General features: G+C 44.6%; 19 protein-coding genes and 1 pseudogene. 11 read left to right on the forward strand and 9 right to left on the reverse strand.

Annotation, left to right across the window (positions count from 1 at the left end):
* The first annotated feature begins 91 nt into the window (after positions 1–91).
* A complete protein-coding gene (locus MKY87_RS07355; protein WP_340963591.1) occupies positions 92–538 on the forward strand; it encodes an OsmC family protein in 447 nt (148 codons plus the stop codon).
* 129 nt (positions 539–667) lie between these two features.
* On the opposite strand, the gene MKY87_RS07360 is transcribed toward MKY87_RS07355, so the two are convergent.
* The gene (locus MKY87_RS07360) at positions 668–2,227 is read right to left on the reverse strand and encodes an acetamidase/formamidase family protein (protein ID WP_340963592.1); all 1,560 of its coding nucleotides are present in this window, start codon (positions 2,225–2,227) and stop codon (positions 668–670) included.
* Between the two features lie 569 nt (positions 2,228–2,796).
* Between MKY87_RS07360 and MKY87_RS07365 the strand changes: the two genes are divergently transcribed.
* Entirely contained in the window at positions 2,797–4,014 is a 1,218-nt protein-coding gene (locus MKY87_RS07365) for a hypothetical protein (RefSeq protein ID WP_340963594.1), read from the forward strand.
* 106 nt (positions 4,015–4,120) lie between these two features.
* On the opposite strand, the gene MKY87_RS07370 is transcribed toward MKY87_RS07365, so the two are convergent.
* The 3 genes from MKY87_RS07370 to MKY87_RS07380 all read right to left on the reverse strand — a co-directional run bounded on the left by MKY87_RS07370 (position 4,121) and on the right by MKY87_RS07380 (position 7,771).
* Positions 4,121–4,708, reverse strand: a complete 588-nt coding sequence (locus MKY87_RS07370; RefSeq protein WP_340963596.1) for an imm11 family protein — start codon at positions 4,706–4,708, stop codon at positions 4,121–4,123.
* Between the two features lie 67 nt (positions 4,709–4,775).
* A complete protein-coding gene (locus MKY87_RS07375; protein ID WP_340963598.1) occupies positions 4,776–6,485 on the reverse strand; it encodes an AraC family transcriptional regulator in 1,710 nt (569 codons plus the stop codon).
* Positions 6,486–6,937: 452 nt separating this feature from the next.
* Positions 6,938–7,771, reverse strand: a complete 834-nt coding sequence (locus MKY87_RS07380; protein WP_338588090.1) for a helix-turn-helix transcriptional regulator — start codon at positions 7,769–7,771, stop codon at positions 6,938–6,940.
* A gap of 126 nt (positions 7,772–7,897) precedes the next feature.
* Between MKY87_RS07380 and MKY87_RS07385 the strand changes: the two genes are divergently transcribed.
* The 3 genes from MKY87_RS07385 (at position 7,898) to MKY87_RS07395 (ending at position 10,813) form a co-directional block, all read left to right on the forward strand.
* Entirely contained in the window at positions 7,898–8,671 is a 774-nt protein-coding gene (locus tag MKY87_RS07385) for an SDR family NAD(P)-dependent oxidoreductase (RefSeq protein ID WP_338588091.1), read from the forward strand.
* A gap of 325 nt (positions 8,672–8,996) precedes the next feature.
* On the forward strand, positions 8,997–9,968 hold the full coding sequence (locus MKY87_RS07390; RefSeq protein WP_340963600.1) for a phosphotransferase: 972 nt from the start codon (positions 8,997–8,999) through the stop codon (positions 9,966–9,968).
* 83 nt (positions 9,969–10,051) lie between these two features.
* The gene (locus tag MKY87_RS07395; protein ID WP_340963601.1) at positions 10,052–10,813 is read left to right on the forward strand and encodes an ankyrin repeat domain-containing protein; all 762 of its coding nucleotides are present in this window, start codon (positions 10,052–10,054) and stop codon (positions 10,811–10,813) included.
* Between the two features lie 151 nt (positions 10,814–10,964).
* Here MKY87_RS07395 and MKY87_RS07400 read toward each other — a convergent pair whose 3' ends face one another.
* Positions 10,965–12,002: an NAD(P)/FAD-dependent oxidoreductase gene (locus MKY87_RS07400; protein ID WP_340963603.1), complete on the reverse strand. Its 1,038-nt coding sequence runs from the start codon at positions 12,000–12,002 to the stop codon at positions 10,965–10,967.
* A gap of 2 nt (positions 12,003–12,004) precedes the next feature.
* Entirely contained in the window at positions 12,005–12,409 is a 405-nt protein-coding gene (locus MKY87_RS07405; protein WP_340963605.1) for a winged helix-turn-helix transcriptional regulator, read from the reverse strand.
* A gap of 140 nt (positions 12,410–12,549) precedes the next feature.
* Here MKY87_RS07405 and MKY87_RS07410 point away from each other — a divergent pair, with 140 nt between their 5' ends.
* Together MKY87_RS07410 and MKY87_RS07415 are read left to right on the forward strand one after the other, a co-directional pair.
* Complete coding sequence (locus tag MKY87_RS07410) at positions 12,550–12,903, forward strand: DoxX family protein (protein ID WP_340963608.1); 354 nt, start codon at positions 12,550–12,552, stop codon at positions 12,901–12,903.
* A 49-nt stretch (positions 12,904–12,952) separates the two neighbouring features.
* Positions 12,953–13,124: pseudogene (locus tag MKY87_RS07415) on the forward strand (iron(3+)-hydroxamate-binding protein fhuD); the annotation flags it as partial.
* Between the two features lie 181 nt (positions 13,125–13,305).
* On the opposite strand, the gene MKY87_RS07420 reads toward MKY87_RS07415, so the two are convergent.
* Entirely contained in the window at positions 13,306–14,928 is a 1,623-nt protein-coding gene (locus MKY87_RS07420; RefSeq protein ID WP_340963610.1) for an exosporium glycoprotein BclB-related protein, read from the reverse strand.
* A 33-nt stretch (positions 14,929–14,961) separates the two neighbouring features.
* Complete coding sequence (locus tag MKY87_RS07425) at positions 14,962–15,321, reverse strand: hypothetical protein (protein ID WP_339789964.1); 360 nt, start codon at positions 15,319–15,321, stop codon at positions 14,962–14,964.
* Positions 15,322–16,225: 904 nt separating this feature from the next.
* Here MKY87_RS07425 and MKY87_RS07430 point away from each other — a divergent pair.
* The 3 genes from MKY87_RS07430 to MKY87_RS07440 all read left to right on the forward strand — a co-directional run bounded on the left by MKY87_RS07430 (position 16,226) and on the right by MKY87_RS07440 (position 21,228).
* Complete coding sequence (locus MKY87_RS07430; protein WP_340963614.1) at positions 16,226–18,166, forward strand: carbohydrate-binding protein; 1,941 nt, start codon at positions 16,226–16,228, stop codon at positions 18,164–18,166.
* A 33-nt stretch (positions 18,167–18,199) separates the two neighbouring features.
* Positions 18,200–20,263, forward strand: coding sequence for a beta-xylosidase family glycoside hydrolase (locus MKY87_RS07435; protein WP_340963617.1), 2,064 nt, complete (start codon positions 18,200–18,202; stop codon positions 20,261–20,263).
* Positions 20,264–20,508: 245 nt separating this feature from the next.
* Positions 20,509–21,228 carry an SDR family oxidoreductase gene (locus tag MKY87_RS07440; protein ID WP_339789956.1) on the forward strand — a complete coding sequence of 240 codons (720 nt, stop codon included), beginning with the start codon at positions 20,509–20,511 and terminating at the stop codon, positions 21,226–21,228.
* A gap of 76 nt (positions 21,229–21,304) precedes the next feature.
* Here the strand turns inward: MKY87_RS07440 and MKY87_RS07445 are convergent, their stop codons facing one another.
* A complete protein-coding gene (locus MKY87_RS07445; protein ID WP_340963620.1) occupies positions 21,305–22,333 on the reverse strand; it encodes a hypothetical protein in 1,029 nt (342 codons plus the stop codon).
* Positions 22,334–22,579: 246 nt separating this feature from the next.
* Between MKY87_RS07445 and MKY87_RS07450 the strand changes: the two genes are divergently transcribed.
* On the forward strand, positions 22,580–24,655 hold the full coding sequence (locus tag MKY87_RS07450; protein WP_340963622.1) for a methyl-accepting chemotaxis protein: 2,076 nt from the start codon (positions 22,580–22,582) through the stop codon (positions 24,653–24,655).
* Positions 24,656–24,701: the final 46 nt, after the last annotated feature.

Here is a 24,701-nt window from a genome sequence, read left to right on the forward strand (position 1 = left end):
TTGACAGCGCAAGTTATCCAATCTAATATAATCATAGCGGAAAACTATGAATAGAGTCAGTATCAATAAACCCACTAAAGGAGACTACAAAATGGCTGCCCTCCAAACGTTTAAAGCATCTGCTCATCTGCACAACGGAGTTCAAGTGAAAGTAACATCTCGAAACTTCGAGTTTATTATCGACGAGCCCAAAAACTTGGGTGGAACCGATACCGGCATGAATCCGGTGGAAGCTTTACTCGCCTCGCTGGGAGCATGTCAATCGATCGTAGCTAGGGTATATGCGCCTAAATTCGGGGTGAATCTCAAGGATTTTTTTGTGGATGTAGAAGGCGATATTGACCTGGATGGCTTTTTCAACAAATCAGAGGTGCGTCCGGGCTATTCCGATATTCGGTATACATTCCGTATCAAAACAGATTCTCCCCAAGAGCAGGTTGAAGCATTTGTACAATTCCTGGAGAGCAAGTGCCCGGTTGGAGATACGTTGGCACATCCGGTTAATCTCAAGTTGGACAGAATTATCATCGAACACTAAGCAGCCTATAAATACCGTGAAACCGGACTGATATTGAATTGCTAACCGTCAGCTTTTTTTTGATTCATGATAACAGAAAAAAACCGTGATGGACGTCTGTCCACCACGGTTGAATAATGAAATCTATTATTATTGCTTTTTACTTAACGATACATTAGCTGTTAACGTCTTGTCGATCGTCGTCCAGTTGACATAAGCACCTAGTATTTCATTAATAACAGAGACCGGAACTACGGTTTCGCCATTTAAAAGCTTTGGTACGTTACTATTGAACACTAGTTTATCGTTAATTGAATACACATCTGAACCAATTTGAGCACTTATATTTTTCATGCCTAATTTGATTTGAGTTGTACGCGTATTATGATCCCATACTACTGTACCGCCCAATAGCTCCGAAATTGTTCGAATCGGTACGTAAAACTCATCGTTATGAACAACCGGTTTGATTGTCGTACCACCTACATTCATGGCAACGTCAACATATTCAAGGAAATCGGTTTTTCGAATGAGTCCATGAACCCCTTTCGTTCGGTCTACCACCTGAGATACTTCATAATCCGTTGCGGCCGATAGGTAAGCATAAGCTACACTTCTATCCATATCAAGCTTATCGGATAAGAATTGAATCGATTCACGTACGGATTCTTTCATTGCTTCATCCAAATCAGGGTCCAGTCCAATTGGAATCCAATAATCCTCTGTTTCAGCAAAGGGTTGCGTGAATTCTCCTCGATGGGGCAGTGATGGATCACCTTTCTTTAACACCGTTAACCGAACTGTCCCCCTTAAGGAAGCTTCCAATGCAGTTAACGCTACTTCTCCATCTCCTTGAGCAAAGTGCGGATCTCCAGTATAGAATAGCCCGCCTTTAACTTGAATCGGATAATAAATAGTTGCACCAACACCCAACTCATTAATATCCATATTCCCTCCTGTTTCAATAGGTGGGATCGAACTCACAACTTCGCTGGTATTTGGTGCAACCCCCATAACACCTAAAAACGGGTTAATTGGGAAACGTACATTCTTGCCAGCTTTTGTTGGTAATACCCCATACCAATTGCCGTTGATTTCTTCAATAGGCGTAAATATAGATACATTATTATATAATTCCGGTTTTGTTGCGCTAGCTCCCTCTTGTGGACCTGTGTTTTCTGGAAATTCGTTAGGAAGAGCACCTTTACCATGGCGATTAGAAATGACACCATACGGAACTCGAGTCTGCAACGAAAGGACTTCTACTTTAAGAACATCTCCTGGCTCCGCTCCCTCAATCGCTACCGGCCCAGTGATAATATGAGGTCCGTCTTTTACATAATCATGCTTAATCGCAGAAGCCGCAATTGCCTTCGCATCATCCAACACTCCATCGGGTGAGATACCGAATTTGCCGAAGTACTCCACTGGATTTCTCCCCTGATCCTCTATCAATCCCTCATGCGATACCGTATCAAATGTTACAGCACTTCCTGATGGTACAGTAAGAATCGGAGAGCTATCTCGATTAGGCAGTGACCCCCAGCGAATGTTCTCAATCGCAGACGTTACATAATAATCACCTTCTACCTTATCGATGGTTGTTGGCTGCAGTGGCATACTAAAGCCCACTGAAGGTAGAGCAAATGTAAACATACTTATAATCCCTACTGAAACCCCAAATTTCCTAATCGTTCGGTTAATAAACATTACGTTCCCCCTCTATACTATGTAATATTTTCTAACACAAATACACACTAACATATAAATACATTTACAACAATATTTTTTTGTCAATAAACATAACATAAATGAGCTATGTTTCAAGAACAAACTTACAACTATAAACAATATGTAAATATACTTACCACAAATAGGTCATGTGAAACTTAAATACATTTAGTAAACTTAAGGATCCTTCTTCAGAGATTTGAACAAACGAAATTAAGTTACAGGAAAACTATGTATGTCTTTCGATCTATAGGGGATACAAAAGAACCAATTGACATAAATACCGCCTGTAGTAAATTCAGGCGGTATTTTGCTTCAGGATGTCTGAATGGATGGGCTGATTTTCTCTTCAATATTATCGATTAGGTGGCAGTGATTGCTCCCCTAGATGATCTTCTGTTACCAAGTGTACTTCTTAAAAAACGTTTCTAAAATAGATATGAACATGTAACGTGCACTAAACTACATAAAAAAAACTTCATTCCTCACTAAGAAATGGTACTATAAGGAAATGGAGTACCTACTAAAGTCCTAAGGAGAGATATTACTTGGTAAAAAACAATTCGTTAAAGAAATTTATAGTGATCGTATTCACTATAGCATTGCTATCATTAATCCTAGATTCTATTTCACCTAGATTTGCTGAAGCTAAATGTACATACGTAAGTGGTTATACTAAGAAAAATGGAACGAGAGTGAGTGGATACTATAGAGGCTGTGGGACAACAGATAATAACTCTAGTTATAAACCTTACGTACCTACGTACACTCAAGATAATAATTATTTCGGCTTGTCAAATACAGTCAATCTGTACAAAGGAAATAATTATGTAGGAAATGCTGAGATTGAAAATCTCGTATATGTAAACGGATATTATCGAAAAGATGGCACCTATGTTAGACCACACTACAGAACGCATCCTAATAATTATATCAATGACAACTTTAGTTATCTTGGGATTTCGTCACTAGTCCCACATACAAAGTATCCAAGTTTCATATTTAATACTAATCAAGACATTTCTCTAAAGGAAAGCTACTTACTATATAGTCTTTCTGAACATAATTTAAACCAGAGCCAACTCAAAACATTAAAAAACTACGCTGAAAATCTAAATGAAGTGGAGTTAAACAAAGAACTTGAACAGAAATCAATTATCGTTGGCAAGCAATTCTACACTTCTCTGGGTTATGATGATACCACAGCTTACAACAAGACTCGATTTGATCTCTCTGGGAACCTATCTATAGAGGATTACCTCTATAATGTAACTTACAACTTTAATTCAAGTTCCAAAGAAGTATTTGGTGAATTTCCTATGTTAGAGACCTATGCATACCTTTTAAATGAATCTCGGACTAATCTAAATCTACTTGAAGTCACTAAAAAATATGGTAAAAAGTTTTATACATTTGTTGGTGCTGATAATTTAGCTATAGAGAATCAAATTGAAATGGATTTAATTCAACCATTTGAGACTAATCCGTCGTCAATTCCTCTTATGCCCCCAACAGAAACGAAAAAACAGTCAATTAAATCATATCTAATGAGTGAAAGTACACATCACGGCATAATTTTCAACTCTCAAGTATCTTTTGATATAATAAATTATCAAAACTCTTTAGAATCCCTGTACAACGGTTCCAGTAGTAACTTTATTTCTTCTCTCTCAGAAGGTATTAAATTCTATACTAAGCATGGCTTAAATGTAGAAGGTGCACGAAATCAAACCATAAAGGACATTAACATCATTCTGACGAGTTAAGCAACTCACAATCTAAGAATCCGGTGGCTACCGGGGAAAAATAAAGACTTAAGAGCCCACGTTTTGCGTGGGCTTCTTTGTGCTTCCATTATATCCATGTAGCATTTTAGATGCTTTCATTTTCGACTTCTGTCACGTTCAGATTTAGCTTATGTTTTTGGCATACTTCGTAAAAATCTTTTGAAACAATGGGTTTGAAGATATTTATATAATCCAGCATGAAAAATTCATGCTCGCCAATTCGCTCTTCATGAAGGCAGATTCGAGATACAACTTTGACGATCTTACGTGGAGGTTGTTGTACAGATGCAGCAATGACCGCTTTGCGCCCATATTCCGAACGTTCATAATCGAAAACATCCAAACGATCGAGCTGATGTGCAGTCCAATAGTTTTTTTCAACCGCACGACCGTCGTGGTAACACACTGTTGTCGGAATAAACTGTGTATTTGTTTTCGTCTCCTCCAACAGCGTTTTAAAACGATCTGATACATGTCTCGTTCCTGTGATCGTCTCAAAGTAATCTACGTTCAGGTTACGCACTGTAGACAGTAACTCAACCTCTGCCTTTGTTCCCTCGGGCAACGGATTCTCTATCGCCAAATAATTCATATCTAATTGGGGAGTGAAGATTGTTCCGCCACTAATAAACCCTCTACGTGGATATTGAGATTCCAGAAAATAATAGTTCAAAAAATGATGTCTCCTTTCCGAATGTAGTGCCTTTCAATCAATTATACGGGTCAAATGGCCCCTCCAATTACTCCGCGGTTTTAAGCAAGTTATCCACAATAAAATCAAGCTGTTTGTCTAACGAATAAATATCATTGTAGAAGAATAAACCAAAGCTCATATCAATCAGACGTCCTTCTTTGACTGCCGGGATGTTATTCCAAATTGAATTGTCTGACAGATCAACCATTCCTTCAAAGGAAGAACGGAATATATAATCACCCACATATTCAGGTAATACTTCATAAGAAACGTCCTTGCTGGTCGCATCGTTTCTTGCGTTTTCAATTTCACGTTGCAAGACTTCAGGTGCTTTCATTCCTAAATATTGATAAATAATCTGCGAACCCCGGCCATAACCCAATCCTGTCATTACAGCCATGGAACCTTTGTTGCTTTCCATAATTGTGACGGTTTTATCCAAAATACCTGCTTGTTCAAGTTTTTCCTTGCTTTGCTCAACCTTTTTGTGAAGGTTATCTAACATTTCCTGAGCTTGTCCCTCTTTACCCAGAATTTCTCCAAGCAAATTCATACGTTCTTCTACTGGCAGGTCATAAGGAATATATACTGTAGGGGCAATCATTTTAAGTCCTTCATATATTTCTTCATTGGTAACAATAATGAGATCGGGATTAAGCGCAGTTACTGCTTCCGGGTCCGGCTTAAATGCTCCTAATGAGGTGGCACCTTCCAGTTCGCTCGCAAAAGCCGCGCCTTCTTCTATAGAAGAAATCCCCACAGGATTTACGCCTAAAGCAAGCAAATCACCCATTAGATACAGGACAACCACTCGTTGTGGATTAACCGGTACTTCAATATCACCTTTTATGGTGGTTACGGTCTTCATTTGAGATTGTGTAGCTGTATTGTTAGAGCTGTTGGCCGCTACCTGGTTCGTTGGCTTCCCAGAACCTTCATTTGCCGAAGGACTTCCTGCCCCACCAGTTGAACAAGCGCTGAGCAATAGGGTTAAACAAAGTAATAATGTGATAGCCAAGGGTGTCTTTCTACTTCTGTACATCAATAATTCCTCCTCAAATATATGCTGATTATGATAATCATTATCAATATATAAGGAAGTTAGGTCCTGTACAATGCCTAATCGTGCCACATTCGATGGTACATTAGGACTTTCATGCTGCTTTCGATAACGAATAGGTGCAATACCCATATATTTTTTAAATATTTTAGCAAGATAATAACCATCTGGATAACCAACAGCCTTGGCAATTTCCTGTAAAGTAGCATCTGTAGCAAGCAGTAGTTCCTTCGCTTTGTTCATACGGATTTGAATGACAAAATCAATCGGACTATAACCAGTCTGGCGTTTGAATAGCCTTGATAAATGTCGTGGACTACTGTCCATAAGCTCTGCTAACAAGTCCATTGTAATGGGTTCAGCGTAATGTTCCTGCATATAATATTTCATTTGTGCAACCAGGTCTGGCTTTATTGTTGGCACGCGCCCATTGTGGATTTGCCATAACAAATCGTATACAAATTGATAAAATAATGACTTTACATGGAACTGTTCCAGTGCCTCTTGCTCTTCCCAAGCTGTCATCATGTACTGTACTTTACCCAACAAGGAAACAGGATGATCAGGTGCAAAGCCGTATTGAAGCTTGAAGGGATTACGGTGCTCCATCAAAGCCAGGATATCCTGACGTTCAGGCAGCGGGATGATGGCTTTGTAATAAATCATATAATATTCAAGGGCCTCTTCAATAGGCAAAATGTTCAGGCAACAGCCCTTCCCACCATGCAAAACATGGAATCGCGAGACCTGATGATCTTTTCCATCCAACCGTATAACAGCATTGCCACGCACCGTGTATAAGAAACAGCTCGCAGGGAATCGATAGGAGTAAAGTCCCTCCTTCCTTTGCATAGTTATATGGCGAATATCCATTATTTTAATAGATGCCTTGTTCCATAATAAAAGATGTTCATTGAAATGTAAGATGGCTTCCCAGCTCCTTAAAATCATTGGTCATATATAATCTAGTGAAATTAGTATGCAATATGTGCAATAGGATCAGCTCGGATTCGTACGTCTTTCATACCAGCCCGTTTTCTTCTATTTGCGCTTATCCCAATTATTATTATACCTCTCAACTTTCACAGCAGAAGCGATTGACAGAAATACCGCTTGAGATAACTTCAGGCGGCATTTGCTTTCAATTTTTACGGTTGACTACTCGTGAAGTAATGCTCTAAACGGGATTTTGTTGCTGGATGAGGCATATAAATCATGATTCGCTGATCTGGTTCATTTGGAAATTGAAGGGTGACATGCTCAAATTCAATAACTCCAAAAGTGGGGTGCAACAGCCTCTTGTAGCCGTCAAGGGAGCTTGGCACTTCATGATACTGCCACATCCTTGTAAAGTCAGCACTTGTCCTCTTCAGATCTTCGATTAACTTGTCGAATGAATCATCGTTCAGATAGCGTGCTCTTGACGTTCTAAACTCGGCAATCATTCTCCGTGAGACACTTTCCCAATCCTCCGATCCCTCTTTCCACACAGGATCCGTAAATTGGCGCCACATCAAATTATAATCATGCGGAGGTGATACCTTATTAATCGTAAATACAGCATCTGCCGCTTTATTCCAAGCGAGAAAATCCCACTTTTTCCCGATTACATAGGCCGGATTAGGATTCAATTCATTCAGCATGTCCTGAATGGATGGGCTGATTTTCTCTTCAACACTAGACGATTGAGGAGGCAATGATTCTCCAGCAAGCAGAAAGAGATGTCTTCGCTCATTGGGTGTCAGCTTGAGCGCAGAAGCCAAGCTTTCCAGTACACCTACCGATGGACGGATATCACGACCTTGTTCAAGGCGTGTATACCATGAGAGCCCTATGTTGGCGATCCCAGCGACTTCTTCTCGCCGCAAACCTCGTGTGCGACGACGATTGCCAGGCAAAAGGCCGACATCAAGGGGAGAAAGTGAGGAGCGTAAATCTCTTAAGAAATTACCTAGCGCTAAACGGCGCTCACTGTCGTTCAAGTAAAACCTCCCCCTTATCCTATCACTCGTAAACCCACCATCAAGCAGGTTCTCGTGACCATTTAATAGTCAAAGTATACTTAAGCCAGTTGATGAGATCAACAATTCCAGGCAAGGAGAATGAATATGACAACCATTGCAGGACAAATGTTGGCGAGCAAGGTAGTAATGATTACAGGTGCAGGGCGAGGTATTGGAGCTGAGGCAGCAAGGCTGTTTGTACAACAGGGAGCTTCTGTGATGCTTGTTGCAAGAACAGAGTCTGAGTTGCGTAAAGTCAGGGATGAAATTGTGACGTCGGGCGGAGATGCAGCGTATTTTACAGCCGATCTGTCAGATGCAAGCAACGTTGAAGAAGCTGTTAAGGCTACAGTGGAACGATATGGTCGTCTTGATGCTGCTTTTAATAACGCAGGCGTCGGAGTTACTGTATCATCGCTGGTGGATGAAAGAGAAGAAGACTTCGATCTGATTCAGTCAGTAAATTATAAAGGCGTCTGGCTGTGCATGAAAGCCCAGATTAAAGCTATGATGGAGACTTCGGGGTCAGGCTCTATTGTTAATACCAGCAGCGTGGGTAGTCTGAAGGGGAATCCGGGATTGGGTGCTTACGGGGCATCTAAACGAGCGGTAAACAGTCTGACTCAAACGGCTGCGGTCGAATATGGGCCAGCGGGTATCCGTGTCAATGCCATTGCTCCGGGAACCACAATGACGGATATGATTCAGCAGTGGGTTTCTATTAACCCCGACATTATTGAACAAATTAGTGCTAAGACACCTCTTCGACGTCCGGCTGAACCTATAGAGATTGCTAACGCTGCCGCTTGGTTGCTTAGTGATTATTCCTCTTTTGTTACCGGGGTCGTTCTGCCTGTAGACGGTGGACTTAGTGTATAGAATTCGTGGCTACGGTCGAAGTGTAAAAGGCTTATACGGTATAATCCATAACTCAGATCTGACTAGGTGTACACGAAAAAAGATACCTTGCAACATAATATCCGTGTCTTAATTGATGTCAATAGAGAGTCAACTTGCATGCAAAATAGGGGCCAGTCACTCACTAACGTGAGTAACTAGCCCCTTGCTTTGATGTAAATATGAATATACAGACCTTAATCAACACTTTAACAGATCGAAAATAAACAGTCTATATTTTTGGGAAAATATTCTATATATTTAGGTAGCTGGCCGGCAAAATACAGATGAAACGGAGCATACATCAATGATGTCCAACAACCATCTTACTCGTGAAGAATTACAGGATTATGTGTACAATGTATTTGGTGCCGGTTACCACATAACGCAGAGCGCAAGAATTCATGGAGGCGCACAAAAAGTCATTTACAAAATTGATTGCACGAATGGTTTCACTTGTATGTTGTACGTTTGGGATATTTCCAGCAACTATTTTCAGGAAGAGATCTTGAATGAACCCACTTTCCACAGTTCCTATGGCAGCGAACTTTTCTCTTTGAATACTCGCTTTCTCGCTCAACATGGAATCCGAACGCCGAGCTTATATGATCTGAATAACGATAAAGACCGGTACTCTTATGATTTTGCTCTTGTTGAGTATGTGGATGGACAGAAAGCCGAAGTCTATTTCCAGCATAAAAATCACAAAGATCGGGATGAGTTGTTTCAACGGATCAGGGATATGTTGTCTAATATGCATGGAATCCAAAGAAACGTTTATGGAAACGCCAACGATAACAGCCAAAAGGCTGGGCCTTGCTACCAAGTTCAGCGGTTGGATGCCGAAACAGCCTTATCCTATGCATCCAAACATATGACAGATATCAGGAAAAATAACGAAAGGCTGCTTGAGAAACTTTACGAATTGGAAGCAGCCATTCAACCCAGAGATCTCTATAGTTTCATTCATGGAGAGCTAGGTCCGGATCATATATGGATAGATCATGCTATGCAACCATGCCTTATTGATATTGAGGGCGCAGGATTCTTCGATCTCGAATATGAGCATAGCTTTCTCCAGTTTCGATTTGGAGACTTTTATCACTACTTAAAAAATAACAATCTCGACCCGGAGCGGATGACATTTTATCGATTTTGCCATCATTTGTCCTTGATATCAGGAGGATTGAAGCTGCTTCACAGACAATTCCCCGATCAGCAATTTGCTAAAGGTCTCGCGGAGTATCATGCCAGATGCACAGTTCAGATGCTTATGTGATAAGAACCATATACATGAATATGGATTTAAGCCTGAAAGAAGGTTTGAGCATGGAATTTATTTACGAAGATGAAAAACTTGCAGTGAGCGTTATTCAAGCCATTCACACAGGAGATATTCCATCGTTACAGCAACTGCTGGAAGAGAATCCGGGATTGGCAAAGATAAGAATATTGGAAAGAAAGCCTGACAACGTAGATTCAGACTTTAGCATCGCTCGAACGCTGCTGCACGTGGTGACGGATTGGCCGGGGCACTTCCCTCATGGAGCGGATACCGTGAGAGTATTGACCAAGTTTGGTGCGGAAGTGAACGCTCCTTTGGTTGGTCCAAACATCGAGACACCTTTGCATTGGGCTGCAAGCTCCAATGATGTACAAGTGCTCGATGCCCTTCTTGATGCTGGCGCAGACATGGAAGCGCCTGGCGCGGTGATCGCCGGTGGCACACCGCTGGACGATGCTATTGCTTTCGCACAATGGGATACAGCACGACGCTTGGTTGAGCGCGGTGCGATCTTTGCCCTTTGGCATGCGGCCGCCCTTGGAAATATTGACGCCATACAAGAACATTTCCAAGGAGCCCAACTCCCGGAACGTTATCCTTGGGGAACAAGCACCTCCCCTTCTCCTCCCGATGCAGTAACCGTTGCCTTCTGGTGTGCTTGCCATGGAGGTCAAAGAGAAACAGCCGAGTACCTGCTTGACCAAGGCGCCGAACTGAACTGGATAGCCAGCTGGGATGGAATGACTCCACTGGACACGGCAAAACGTAATTTTTCAGCTGAACTTATCCCGTGGCTTGAAAGTCAAGGTGCCACGTCTGCTAGCGAGATTCACAGGTAGATGAATGGCTAGCATGGAATGGCCAATCGCCAGCGACTTAGTTATGAGGAGAATCCGGTGGCTACTGGGGAAGTGTAGAAGACTCCAACAATCATACACAACGAAAAGGACATCGCCACTTGAGCGATGTCCTTTTCGTTGTGTAGTGACCCTAGAACCGTGAGAGGCGACAAGGGTCTAATTCATTTCTTGATTTACCATCAATAATTTCACTTGCAGCCAGATTCGCAATCAGCGGCGCCAGCGTAATTGCAGAATGCATTAGCGTCAGATAAAGTCCATTCATGTGATCATGGAAGCCCACAATCGGATAACCGTCTTCAGGCATGGGTCTCCATCCAACCTTTATGCTCTCCAGTTCCAGTTGATTTCCGTGCTTGAGACTGTGACGCAATGTGTCGTAAGCTCGCTTACCGACCGCCTGTGGTCCGTTTTCCTCCGACTCGTCGATATAATCTTCCGCAGCCAGCAGCGTATAATCTGTCAGTTGACGCGCTTCAAATTGCGCATTGGATATTAATGTGTGTATCAGTTTATTAGCAGTTTTCATCCGAATCAGAATCGAAGGTGACGAAGTTACCGGCACGTGACAACCTAACGGGTTACAAAGTTCGGGTGTACCAGTTCCTGCCGCCAAGACCACAACATCCGACTCCACAAAACCCTTGGATGTATGAACACCAACCAGACGGGAACCCTCTTGCTTCAGCTGTGTAACGTTGGTGTCGAACTGAATCTTTGCTCCGTACTCTTGCGCTTTGCTCAACAACAGCTCCGTTACCGCTATAGGATCCACCGCACCTTCTTCGCTGACAAACATGGCTTCATCCGGATATTCCTTCAGATTGGGCTCCAATGCCTCAAGCTGCTCCCGGTTTAATTTTTGAAAATGTTGCTCCCTTAGAGGCGGAGTGTCCCAAGTTAGCGCGCCATTCCAATGAATTTTCAGTTCCGACAACTCTTGCTGAAGTGTGTGATATTCTTCCACAGCTGCATCGTACAAATGCCAGTATTCAGGAGCCACTCTATGCGTCGTATGTATCCAGGCAAATGATTTTTCCGTGACTTCACGCGCCGCGGCTGAGTGCCGTTCAATAACAGTTACATCTTGATTTCGTTTGGCTAGATGATAGGCCATACACGCCCCAACAATCCCTGCACCAATGATCACAATTTTTGGTTTATTCAAAACTAACTCTCCCTTGTCACCCTATCCCCCAAGGAATCGATTTTCCGAGGTTCGGATGGGTGTGCTCCTTTTTCGTCTTCTTCGCCGTACAGCTTCTCCATATGCTGCATATGGCCGACTCCCCAGTTGCTCATTGTCTGGAGCACAGGTTTCATGAGCTGTCCGTACTCCGTAATCGAGTATTCGACCTTTGGCGGAATTTGGGCATATACTTCCCGATGCACAATATCGTGATACTCCAGTTCTTTTAACTGCTGGGTCAGCATCTTTTTCGAAATATCTGGAATGGCTTTTTGTAATTCGCTGAACCGCATTGTACCGTTGCTCAGCAGGCGTAAAAGAATCAATGATTTCCATTTACCCGTGAGGATATCCAAGGCCGTTCCGAATCTGCAATATACCGTCATTCTTATTCCTCACTTTCTGACCATACCCAGGTTTACTTTTGGTTACCTGGTTAGGTTTAAGTGCCTACTTCCTGATTCGGCTTTCTCACTTTAGTATAGAGGCAGATATTAAAATCGAGCAAGTGAGGGGATAAGAAAAGATGAATGTAACGTTATGGATCATACAAATCATATTGGCTCTAGGTTTCGTATATTCAGGATGGATGAAAACCATTCGTATCGAGTCGTCAAAAAAGACCTGGGCCTGGGTCAATGATGTGCCGAAGAATCTAGTTGTTCTGATCGGTATCGCGGAGCTACTAGGAGCACTTGGCCTAGTATTGCCTTGGGCGCTGAACATCACTCCGGTGCTTACACCCATCGCCGCGATTGCTCTGGCTGTTGTCACAATGCTTGGAATGTTGTTTCATATTCGGCGTAGAGAGTACCGGGAGCTTGGCGTAAATATCTTTTTTATAGTTCTGGCATTGGTCATAGTTTTTGGAAGACTATAGAGGAAACGGTGAAGTACAAATCAAAAAAAAACTCAAAAGTGGATGGACAGGTGATGAGAGTGGGGATTCCGTTTTTGAAGGTCCTATCTGGGATAACCTCCCTGCTGTCCAGAATAACCACGTTTATCGCGAGGAAAGCCGTGGGCTTCGTGTTTAGTGACCCAATTTCGTTGGAAGCCCAACTTAAATTTGTCGTAGACAGCCTAACCAAAACGGAGTGAAATTGAGTAGACCACGGTATGTACGAGGCGAGGAGCAATCCTCGCCTTTTTATGTTTTTGTATAGTCCTTATCTTTCATTTGAAAAGAATTTAAAAACAAAAGCACACACATAAACAGGGGCCACTCACCATGATCGCAAGGGGTCCCTGTTTATGAACTTGTTATAGAGCTAAATTTCCGTTAAGTGATGGTAAGGCCGCCACTTGCATATCCGGCTACGGTTGTAGCCACATCAATTCCGGCTGTTACTGATGCTGAGAACACCATAAGCAGGCGGTCACCTGCAGATACTGGAATACTCAGTCCTGTAGTCACTCCGCTGGATATTGTGCCCAGTGCCAAAATGCCGGTCAGTGGAGGAGCCAAGGTTACCAATGCACCTGGTACAGCTGTAAAGGAGTTATTAGGTGTAGTGGATCTGAATAATTGTGCAGTTAAGGTTACTGTAGATCCAACCAAACTAAGTCCAGCTGTCGTGCTGAAATAAGCGGCCAGTGAAGTAATCGTTCCTGCACGAGATGCCGAGAAAGCAAAGTTAAGCAATGTGCCTGCAGCGCCTGTGAGATCAATAATCCCCCCGTTAACACTTACTCCGGTAGCACTATTGCCAAAACCAACTAAACTGGAAGTATTCAAAAGTCCACCCAAAACTGTAGTCAAGACAACTGGAAGTCCTGATGCATAAGGAATGATTGTTCCAGAACCTGTCGCACCCGTAGCCCCGGTTGCTCCGGTTGTACCTGCTGTACCCGTCGCTCCCGTTACACCCGTTGTACCTGCTGTACCTGTCGCTCCCGTTACTCCGGTTGTACCTGCTGTGCCTGTCGCTCCCGTCGCTCCTGTTGTGCCCGCTGTACCTGTCGCTCCCGTTACTCCGGTTGTGCCCGCTGTACCTGTCGCTCCCGTTACTCCGGTTGTACCCGCTGTACCTGTCGCTCCTGTTACTCCGGTTGTGCCCGCTGTACCTGTCGCCCCGGTTACTCCGGTTGTACCCGCTGTACCTGTCGCCCCGGTTACTCCGGTTGTACCCGCTGTACCTGTCGCTCCTGTTACTCCGGTTGTACCCGCTGTACCTGTCGCTCCTGTTACTCCGGTTGTACCTGCTGTACCTGTCGCTCCCGTTACTCCGGTTGTGCCCGCTGTACCTGTCGCTCCCGTTACTCCGGTTGCACCTGTTGTGCCTGTGGCTCCCGTTGCTCCGGTTGTGCCCGCTGTACCTGTCGCCCCGGTTACTCCGGTTGTGCCCGCTGTACCTGTCGCCCCGGTTACTCCGGTTGTACCCGCTGTACCTGTCGCTCCCGTTACTCCGGTTGTACCTGGCGTACCCGTCGCTCCTGTTGCTCCCGCTGTACCTTGTGCGCCTGTTGCACCTGTCACTCCAGCTGTCCCTGGTGTGCCTGTCGCTCCCGTAGCCCCGGTCGCGCCTGTAGCTCCGTTGATGCTTGGGGTTTCACCCAGCAATTCGGAAGAAACCAAACGATGGGCAGTTACCAATGCGCCTGTGCTGCTCTTACCCCATACTGATACTTGAACAGGATCATTAACCGTCGCTGGTGTTGAAAAAGTAAACTCGAAGGCATCAAAATTAGCATAATAGTTGTTGGTTATTACTTGATTGGGTACGATGTCAAAAGACTCACTGACGTACAGTACTCTTATTCCACTTTCCATGTAATACCCTTGTATCTGTACGGTTGAAGCTGTGGCATTACTACGGTTATCAATTCTGACAGTAACGGTCTGAGTCGGTCTTACACCGCTAACAGCATTATTTTCAATCGGCCCTGTTGATAAAAAGCTCATCGCTACATCTCCTCTTTTGGGGATTTTGATCTGCTAGATGTCATTAACTGTTTTTTCGTGCTGTACCACTCGGTGTGCATCAACCAATTGTCCAGAGGCTTGTTTGCCCCACACTGAAATCTCTACTTCCTCCACGCCTTCCACATCTGTTCCAAAAACAAACTCAAAAGCATCTAAATCTGCAAAATAATTTCTGGTCGCTGCTTCATTAGGGGCAATACTGATTACTTCACTCACATACAGCGTTCTTGTTGTGCTTAGCACATACCCCTGAATGGATACTGTTACAGAATCCACCTCAGCCCGACTTACCAATCTAATCGTTACCTGTTGGGTCGGTCTAACCCCGGAAACCAGATTGTTTTCAATCGGCCCAGTTGACAAAATAGCCATTTTCCCATCCCACCTTTATGAACCTCTGAGTCTAGCAGTATTTGGCATAAGCTCACTCGATAGTAATATTCAAACACTCAATCAACGGTGTGGACAAAACACAGGGGGCAATCCACCATTATCACTTAACAACCCTTTACGCACAGGGCTTTAGCTATACAAAAATTGGAATCTGTACAACAAAGAGAAGAAATTATGCAATGTCAAAGTTGGTCAGCAAGTAAGAGTAGATTTTGTTATGTAACCAGGATCGATTTCAGAAAATAACGAAATGACCGTTCCCCCGGTAGATTCCAGGGAAACGGTCGCAGCTTAAGACGTCTTTTTCTCGTATCTAATTGTTGGCCGGGCAAAGCTATGCTTGAAAGTGTAGTTTTATAGAGTACGAGATAGTATTTTTACCATCAAGCCCAATGTTAAACACACAGAATAATAATGGTCTTCTTCATTCTCTACTAAAAATAGAAAAAGATTGTATTATCTTAAAATTGTGATATGATATCGTCAAGTTAATAAACATTTAAAAGAAAATATGAAAAATAATTACATTTAAATGTGACCAAACTTCTTTCTTCGCCAAATTTCAGTGTTCTAACCCATTTTATTGAAAGCGATTACAAAAAGAAACCTGACAGATTATAGCTTTTCTAATCGCACTCATAGATGCAGGCTTACTTCGGGTTATAGCCACTCCCCTTGCTGCCGTGACCACGTACCCGGTGCACAGGTCGTCTGGCTTAAACCATATATGACAACATGAAGACTTATCCTAACAGCCAACCTAACCATTATTTCAAGAAGGGGGTGACATGAGGGAAATCTCTTCGTTTTTTCGGCATTTCATCATCTCAGCTATTCTGAATTTCAGCTCACCAACTAATCCAATCTCATGGAGGCGAAACGTATGATTCGTAAACCGCTAGTTTTGTTGTTGTCGTGTCTGCTAATCTTTGTCACCCTGCCCGTTGAATCCAGCCATGCAGCCAATGCAGCCGTTGCCAAACTTCCTGGAAACTCTAATCCCCTCATCGATCATAAACTGGGAGCCGATCCTTATGTGCTCGTCCATAACAATCGGGTCTATGTCTATATGACAGGTGATGCATATCTGTACAACAGCGACGGCTCTGTCCGAGAGAACCAGTACAGCACGATTGGGAAAATTAACGTCATCTCTTCAGCTGACATGGTGAACTGGACAGACCATGGTTCCATCCCTGTAGCAGGTGCGAATAATGCCAATAATGGACAAGGGATTGCCAAATGGGCTACTCAGTCCTGGGCTCCTGCCATGGCGAAGAAAACCATTGCTGGCAAAGAAAAGTTTTTCCTGTATTTTTCCAACTCAGGTGGAGGTATTGGCGTACTCACGGCGGATTCCCCCATTGGACCGTGGTCCGACCCGCTCGGACGTGCCCTCCTGACACACGGAACACCGGGTATGTCCGGCGTAACCTGGCTCTTTGATCCGGCTGTACTTGTCGATGATGATGGTTCTGCTTACTTGTATGCTGGAGGCGGCATTCCAAACGATACCAACGCTGCTTCCATTGCCAATCCCAAAACAGCTCGGGTCATTCGTCTCGGTGCCGACATGACCAGTGTGGTGGGCAGTGCTGTGACTATTGATTCTCCTTATATGTTCGAAGATTCCGGCATCCACAAGTATAACGGCAAATATTATTATTCCTACTGTATCAACTTCGCGGGAACACATCCCACTGCATATCCAAAAGGTGAGATCGGATACATGGTCAGCGACAGTCCGATGGGGCCTTTCACGTATAAAGGACACTTTCTGAAAAATCCTGGCACATTCTTCGGTGTAGGCGGCAATAACCACCATGCCGTGTTCCAATTCAACAACGAATGGTATGTGGCGTACCATGCGCAAACGGTAAGCAAGGCATTCCTCGGTGATGGTAAAGGGTACCGTTCCACACATATCAACAAACTGACACATAATGCGGATGGAACAATCCAGGAAGTTCAGGGGAATATGACAGGTGTACCTCAGACTACTAACCTCAACCCGTATGTCCGCGTGGAAGCAGAAACCATTGGCTGGCAAGCAGGAATTAACACTGAACCAAGTCAAGCGAGCGGTGGCCCTGTAGCCAATCAGAATGTCACTAACATTCATAACGGGGATTGGATCGCGGTCGGCAATGTTGATTTTGGCTCAGCTGGAGCCTCCAAGTTCAAGGCCAATGTCGCTTCTACTGGAAATGGCAACATCGAGGTTCGACTGGACAGTCCGACAGGCCCACTAGTTGGAACACTTAACGTAAGCTCAACTGGTGGTTCGCAGACTTGGCGCGAGATGGAGACCAATGTTACCAATGCTACAGGGGTACATCGTTTGTATCTGGTGTTTACAGGCTCGGGCAATGGAAATCTGTTCAAACTGGACTACTGGCAATTCACATCCGGTTCGGGCGGCAACCCTAACCCAAATCCTAATCCTAATCCCAATCCAAACGTTACTCGTTACGAAGCCGAGAATATGACGCTTGGCGGCCAATACGCTGGCGTAATCAGTTCCCCTTTTAATGGAGTCGCTCTTTACGGGAACAATGATTATGCAGCATACAATCAATATTTTGCATTCCCAACCCATCAATTCTCTGTTCGCGGCGCTTCCAACAACAATAATACAGCTCGTGTTAATCTGGTCATTGGGGGTGTAACCGCTGGTTCTTTCTACTTCACTGGAACGGAGCCGACCGTTCAAACCCTCACCGGCATCACTCACGCTACAGGCAATCAGGAAATCAAGCTGGTCGTAACAACGGATAATGGCACCTGGGATGCTTACATTGATTATCTGGAGTACTCGCTTTAATTCATAGGACATGATCAATTGGGAGGATAGAATATGTGGAAAAAAATCAGTACTCTTCTACTCGCTCTTCCTTTGCTTATAACATCATTCCCTTTGACAAGTCCGGCAGCTTCAGCCGCAACGTTCAGCAATCCGGTTATTTACGCGGATGTTCCTGACAGTGACGTCATTCGGGTGGGCAATGCATTTTATATGACAAGCACAACGATGCATATGAATCCGGGAGTACCCATCATGAAGTCTTATGATCTGGTCAACTGGAGCATCGTAAACTATGTATACGATACGCTTGGGAACGGGGACATACAGAATCTGAACAATGGACAAAACGAGTACGGACGTGGTTCCTGGGCAAGCAGCTTGCGGTACAACAACGGTATATATTATGTGGCCTTTGGCTCACTTTCCACGGGCAAGACGTATATTTACCAAACCAGCAATATTGAAACAGGACCATGGACACCTTACACATTGAACAGTTATTACCATGACCCTTCCCTTTTGTTTGACGGGAATCGAACCTTTCTTGTTCATGGCAGTGATAACATCAGTATCGTTGAGCTCACACCTGATGCCAAGGCCGTTAAATCCGGCGGGCTCAATCAGGTCCTGATTCCAAACGCAAGCAGTGTTGCCGGCTCCAACATGATTGTAAAGGCAGAAGGAGCACACATTCAGAAGATCAATGGCATGTACTATGTGTTCCTGATTGCCTGGCCTTCAGGTGATGGTCGCATTCAGCTTGCCTATCGTGCAAACACATTGACTGGTCCATATACAGGTAAAGTTGTACTCAGAGACTCGGGAATCGCCCAAGGAGGCATCGTGGATACCGCATCCGGCGCTTGGTACGGCTTGCTGTTTCGTGATAGCGGGGCCATTGGACGCATCCCCTATCTCGTTCCAGTGACGTGGTCGGATAACTGGCCTGTGTTTGGGGTGAACGGCAAGGTTCCCCTTACCATGAATATGCCCGTTGAAGGTCAGCCTGCTGCCAAAATCTACGGGTCGGATGAGTTCAACGCAACCACATCAGGCACACCCTCAGTAACGCAACTGTTAGTGAACGGCGGCTTTGAGGAAAGTAACATTCAGCCGTGGACCAGCAATAATACGGCGAACATCACCGTAACAAATGCCGAAGCGTTCAGCGGTACAAAAAGTCTGCTCGTCAGCGGCAGACAGCAGACAGCAGGCGGAGCCAAACAGATGGTTACAGGCAAGCTGGTACCAGGAGGAACATACTCTTTTTCGGCAAAGATCAAATACACTACTGGTCCTGCAACCAAAACGTTCAATCTTAGCATCCAAAACGGTGCAAGTTATACCGGAATTACCATTATGGGCAGTGCGACGTTAACCCGCGGACAGTGGGGTACCATTCAAGGTACGTATACCGTTCCGTCAAATGCAGACCTGTCCCAAAGCTTTATTTTTGTGGAAACACCGTATAACTCGAATCCGGACCCGACCAATGATCTGATGGCGTTTTATGTGGATGACGTCTCCTTGACGAGCAATTCATCTTCCGGTACATCCAGTCTCGCTACTTTCTGGCAGTGGAATCATAACCCTGATGCTGCCAACTGGTCCCTACTCCAGCGGCCCGGTTTCATGCGGTTAACCGCAGGCAAACTCAGCAAAAACCTGTTAGAAGCCCGCAACACGCTGACACAACGAACCTTTGGTCCAAAAAGCACAGGGATGACCGCTTTGGATACAGCAGGCATGAAGGATGGTGATTATGCTGGACTCGCTGCTTTTCAGGCCAAATATGGTTTTGTCGGGGTAAAAATGACGGGCAGCACCAAATCCATCGTTATGGCTAATGCCAGTTCTGGCATCATGACTGAAGTAGCAACTGTGCCATTAAACCAGAACAGAATCTATCTCCGCCTCATCTGTAATTTTACGAACCAGACCGACAAAGCCTACTTTGCTTATAGCCTGAATGGCAGCAACTGGACAACCATTGGCAATACACTTCAAATGTCTTACACCCTGCCACACTTTATGGGATACCGGTTTGCACTATTCAATTATGCAACGAAGTCTACCGGAGGATATGCAGATTTCGATTATTTCCGCGTAGAATAAATGTAGTTTTATTCGGTTATTAATTTTTCGTTTATTGATCAGGACCTGGACTTCACCATGTGTGGAGCCAGGTCCTTTCAGTACATTTCTTATGAAGAGCTTCACCTTTTAACTTCAAAAATCCCGAATCTTGATAAGGATGAAGCATAACTCATGTAAACTTCATGTTCCATATATCACCTCTATAGTAAGATATAGATTAATGTAAATACTTAATCATTTCTAATCTGTAAGGAGGGTTTCATGTGAAAAATATAATTGTCTTCGGTGCAAGTAAAGGATTGGGCGATGCATTCGTCCGAGGCGTGCCACAGTCCGGCGATAAAGTTTGGGTGGTCTCCCGCAGCAAGCCGGAAAGTCTGTCCGTGGAGGATGGCGTCGAGCGAATATGGATTCAAGCTGATCTTTCCGAGCTTCAGGCCGCGGAGCAAGTTGCCAGCCAACTTCAAGGCGAGACGTTGGATGTGCTTATTTATAACGTGGGAATCTGGGAAAAGGAAGGATTTGAAGAGCACTACACGTTTGATAAGGATGAACCCGCAGATATTAGTCAGCTGATCCATGTGAATGTGACTTCTACGATTGTATGTATACAGGCTTTACTGCCTCAGCTCCGCCAATCTGAAGCAGGGAAGATCATCCTGATCGGTTCAACAGCCGGTTTGAGCAATGCAGGCAGCAGCCAGGTTTCTTTTGTCGCCTCCAAATTTGCCATACGGGGTATCACGGAAGCTCTAAGAGAACATACGAGAGATGACCGGATCGCGGTGACATGTATCAATCCGGGAGAACTGGCGGCAGAAATTCCGTATGAAGACGGAATGGAACGTGCACTCGCCGAGTATGACGGGACCCGTATTCCCCTACAGGATATGGTCGCCATCGTTCGATGTATTATCAGCTTGTCCAAAGCGGCCTGCGTGAAAGAGATCAACATACCCGCATTAACGGATACAAACACCTAGATAACAAGACATCTGCCCGCCTCAATCGGTCCGTTCACCTAAGTTCGTTCTGTATATATGCTGGACAAAAGCTCGTTTACATTAATACTTGCGACAAGTGTGCAATACCTATGGAATTCATGCGTTCATGTTCAGGGATATTTTCATATAACAAATGGGATTTTCCTGCCTTGGCCAGCTGATCACGCATAGCTGCAATCCGTCCTTTATTAACATCAATAAAACGAAAATCGATTTGGCGCAACTGCTCCATCCCGGTTAGTCCAGCAAACGAATCCGCCTTGAGCGCCGTATTCATCTCTTTCAGTTCAATGGACTCCAAAGCACGGGCTGTCCATAGATGTGTGGTATCTCGCAACGATTTCATATAGTCCAGTTCGAGCTGTCTGAGAGAGGTGAGATGGGAAAAGTCGCATAACTGCTCCAGCTTGGGCAACGACAGATGCAGATATTCCAACCCGCGCATCTGTTCGAGTCCCTGAATACTCGTCATCTTGCGAACAGAGCTTAGCTTCAACATCGAGATGGTCGACTGTGTCAATACATCCAGTCCCCCTTTTAACTCACATTGATCCAGGGACAGATACTGAAGCATAGGCAATTCTGCTAACACATCAACACTTTCGACCGTGCAGTTCAGAATGAGCGTGTGCAGTTGGAGGCATGCTGCAATGGAAGCCAATCCGTTGAATTTGCCACGCAGTTCAAGAAAGGTTAATTGTCTGTAGTGTTCAATAAAATCGAGCCGGGTTGCCTTTGCAGGTGAATTCAATCTTAGAAACTGCATTTGCTCCATGGCACCCAGAATCGTCAAATCCTGTGCCTGCGAAAGATCAAGCTGTAAGGCAGACACATGTTTCAACTGTGCCAGTCGCCCTAAAAATCCCGACGAATATACCCCTTTAGGGTCCATATGTGATATGTGCAGGATCAGATCCGGCCGGGCAAAGAACACTTTAGCATCTAGCTCGGCAAGTTCCTCGTATGTATCCGCGCCAACGCGAAAATGAACCGTTGCTCTGCGTCGCAACAGATGCACCGCCTGGTGCATCTTTTCGGCATTCCATGGAACCCCCTGTATCGAAGCATGCCATGTCTTATTCACAGATAATCCCCCTTTTTCCACGCCTATGGTTCCAATTCATTCCATTATAAACAACATTACCTGGATGAACCACCACTGGACCCTGTTTTTTTATACCTATCCTCTTTCCCCCCTTTCATTTTCTCAGCCCTTTCCTTCCCGTTGCTTTCAGGATTATTCGACAGAAATCTACAGAAAACTATAGAATATGCCGACATATAACTTAGGCGTTTTGAGCTTTTTATTACTCATCTGGGGAGATGGAATATGTCGAACATGTTGAACAAGTGGGGGAAAAAGGGAGCACGGACATCCAGTATGGCAAATACGTTGTCCATTGTGCTGCTCGTCATTATCGTAGTTGTCTTTGCCGTGCTGGGAACATTTATGTTTGCAAGTACACGAAACATTCTGGTGAAACAGCAGGAATCCATGCTCCAGACCAAGACACAAGCCATTGTTAGTGAATTTGATGCACTATTCAAGGAAAAAGGTGCGCTGGTCAAGCAAATGTCCACCAACACATTATTTCAGCAATACATAGAAACAACAGCATCTGCTGCGGATGCGGCAAGTTCTACCTACGCTGCGGAAACACAGGCGACACTCGCCGCTATCGTTAAGGCAGAGCCTTCGTTTGCCGATGCCTGGGTCGCGGGTCTGGATGGAAAAGGCTTTTGGATTCAAAATGATGGTGTCGTATCTGCACCGGACTTTGATATCCAGTCACGTCCTTACTACAAGCCAGTTACCGACGCAGACGGACTTTATTTCTCCGATCCGTACATTGATATTGCAGCAGGCGATGTACTCATGGGTATCTTTTATCCGATCAAAGACGAAAACAACACCACGATCGGCTTTGCCGCAGCGGATATTGCATTCAAGGATATTCCGGCGATTATGGAGAGTTATTCCCTTGGAAGCACGGGCTATTCCATGTTGCTGTCCAAGAGCGGGGAAATTCTGTACCATCCAGATCAAGAGAAGGTATTGAAGGAGAACATCCTGGACAGCACGGGGGACATGGGGGACATCGGCAAGAAAATGCTTGCCGGTGAAAACGGCGTACAGCTTATGAACGACAATGGGGAACGTCGATATATCGGCTACGCTACCAGCAAGGATACGGGATGGTCCGTTGGTCTGACCATATCCGAAGAAGAAGTTCTCGCGGAATTAAAAACATTCACGTGGATTACGCTTGGCGGCTTTGCTGCAGCCACCCTTCTGCTTGTGATTATCTGTTACATTACCCTTCGCCGTCTGTTACGCTCCATACCACAGCTGCTGGCTAAGATTAAACAGATTGAACAAGGTGACCTGACTGTCCAACTGGATATCAAATCTAATAATGAAATTGGACAGATCGCTACAGGCTTGAATTCCATGGTGCAGAAAATTCAGGTCATGCTGCAAATGGTCGGCAGCTCGGCGCAAATCCTGAACCAGTCGTCGAATGATCTGCAAGCCATCTCCTCTCGAACAGCTGTGACTATGAATGATACATCAACAGCCATTAACGAAATTGCCAATGCAACGAATTATCAGTCCATCGAAACGGAAAATATTTTACGCAAAACAGGCTCTTTATCCAGCCAAATCGATGAAATTGCTACCGATGCGCAGGCTATGGGAACGGTCGTGCAGACATCTGCTGATCAGAGCAGCCAAGGACTGGCGGTCGTGGAACAATTATCGAAATGGTCCGAGGAAAACCATCAGTCCACCCAAGCAATGTCATCTATTATCCAGGAGATTGACCTGAGTCGGAATGAAATATCCAGTTTTGTGGATACAGTCAAACAGATTGCCTCTCAGACGAACCTGCTCGCACTGAATGCCTCCATTGAAGCTGCACGTGCTGGCGAACATGGAAGAGGATTTGCCGTCGTTGCCGAAGAGGTCCGCAAACTTGCAGAACAGACGGCTCAGGCAACAGAGGAAATCAACAAAAAGGTGAATGTTATTGAAGAGAAAACGACCCTATCGGTTGAACATACCATGCGCGGTATGAAGATTGCGGAGGAGAATGCCAAATCCGTAGAAGATACCAAACATGTATTCTTCAGTATTAACCAAGACCTGAAAGATCTGCAGCAACGTATGATGCAGATTACCACTAATACCGCCAATGTACACAAACACAAAGATGAGATATTCCAGGCACTGGAGATTATCTCTTCCACCACAGAGGAGAACTCGGCATCGACGGAAGAAGTAAGCGCCAGCACGCAGGAGCAGCTGGATAGTATCGAACAGGTAGCGGATCTGTCAAAACAGTTGAACCAGCTATCTGGCAAACTGCAAGAGGAACTAAGTCAGTTTAAAGTAAAGTCATGATCCACAAGCTTTCCTCTGCTCTTCTCTTTTAGTCGCTGTCCATTTA

Source organism: Paenibacillus sp. FSL R7-0198, assembly GCF_038000415.1.
In the GTDB taxonomy this organism is placed as follows: Bacteria; Bacillota; Bacilli; order Paenibacillales; family Paenibacillaceae; genus Paenibacillus.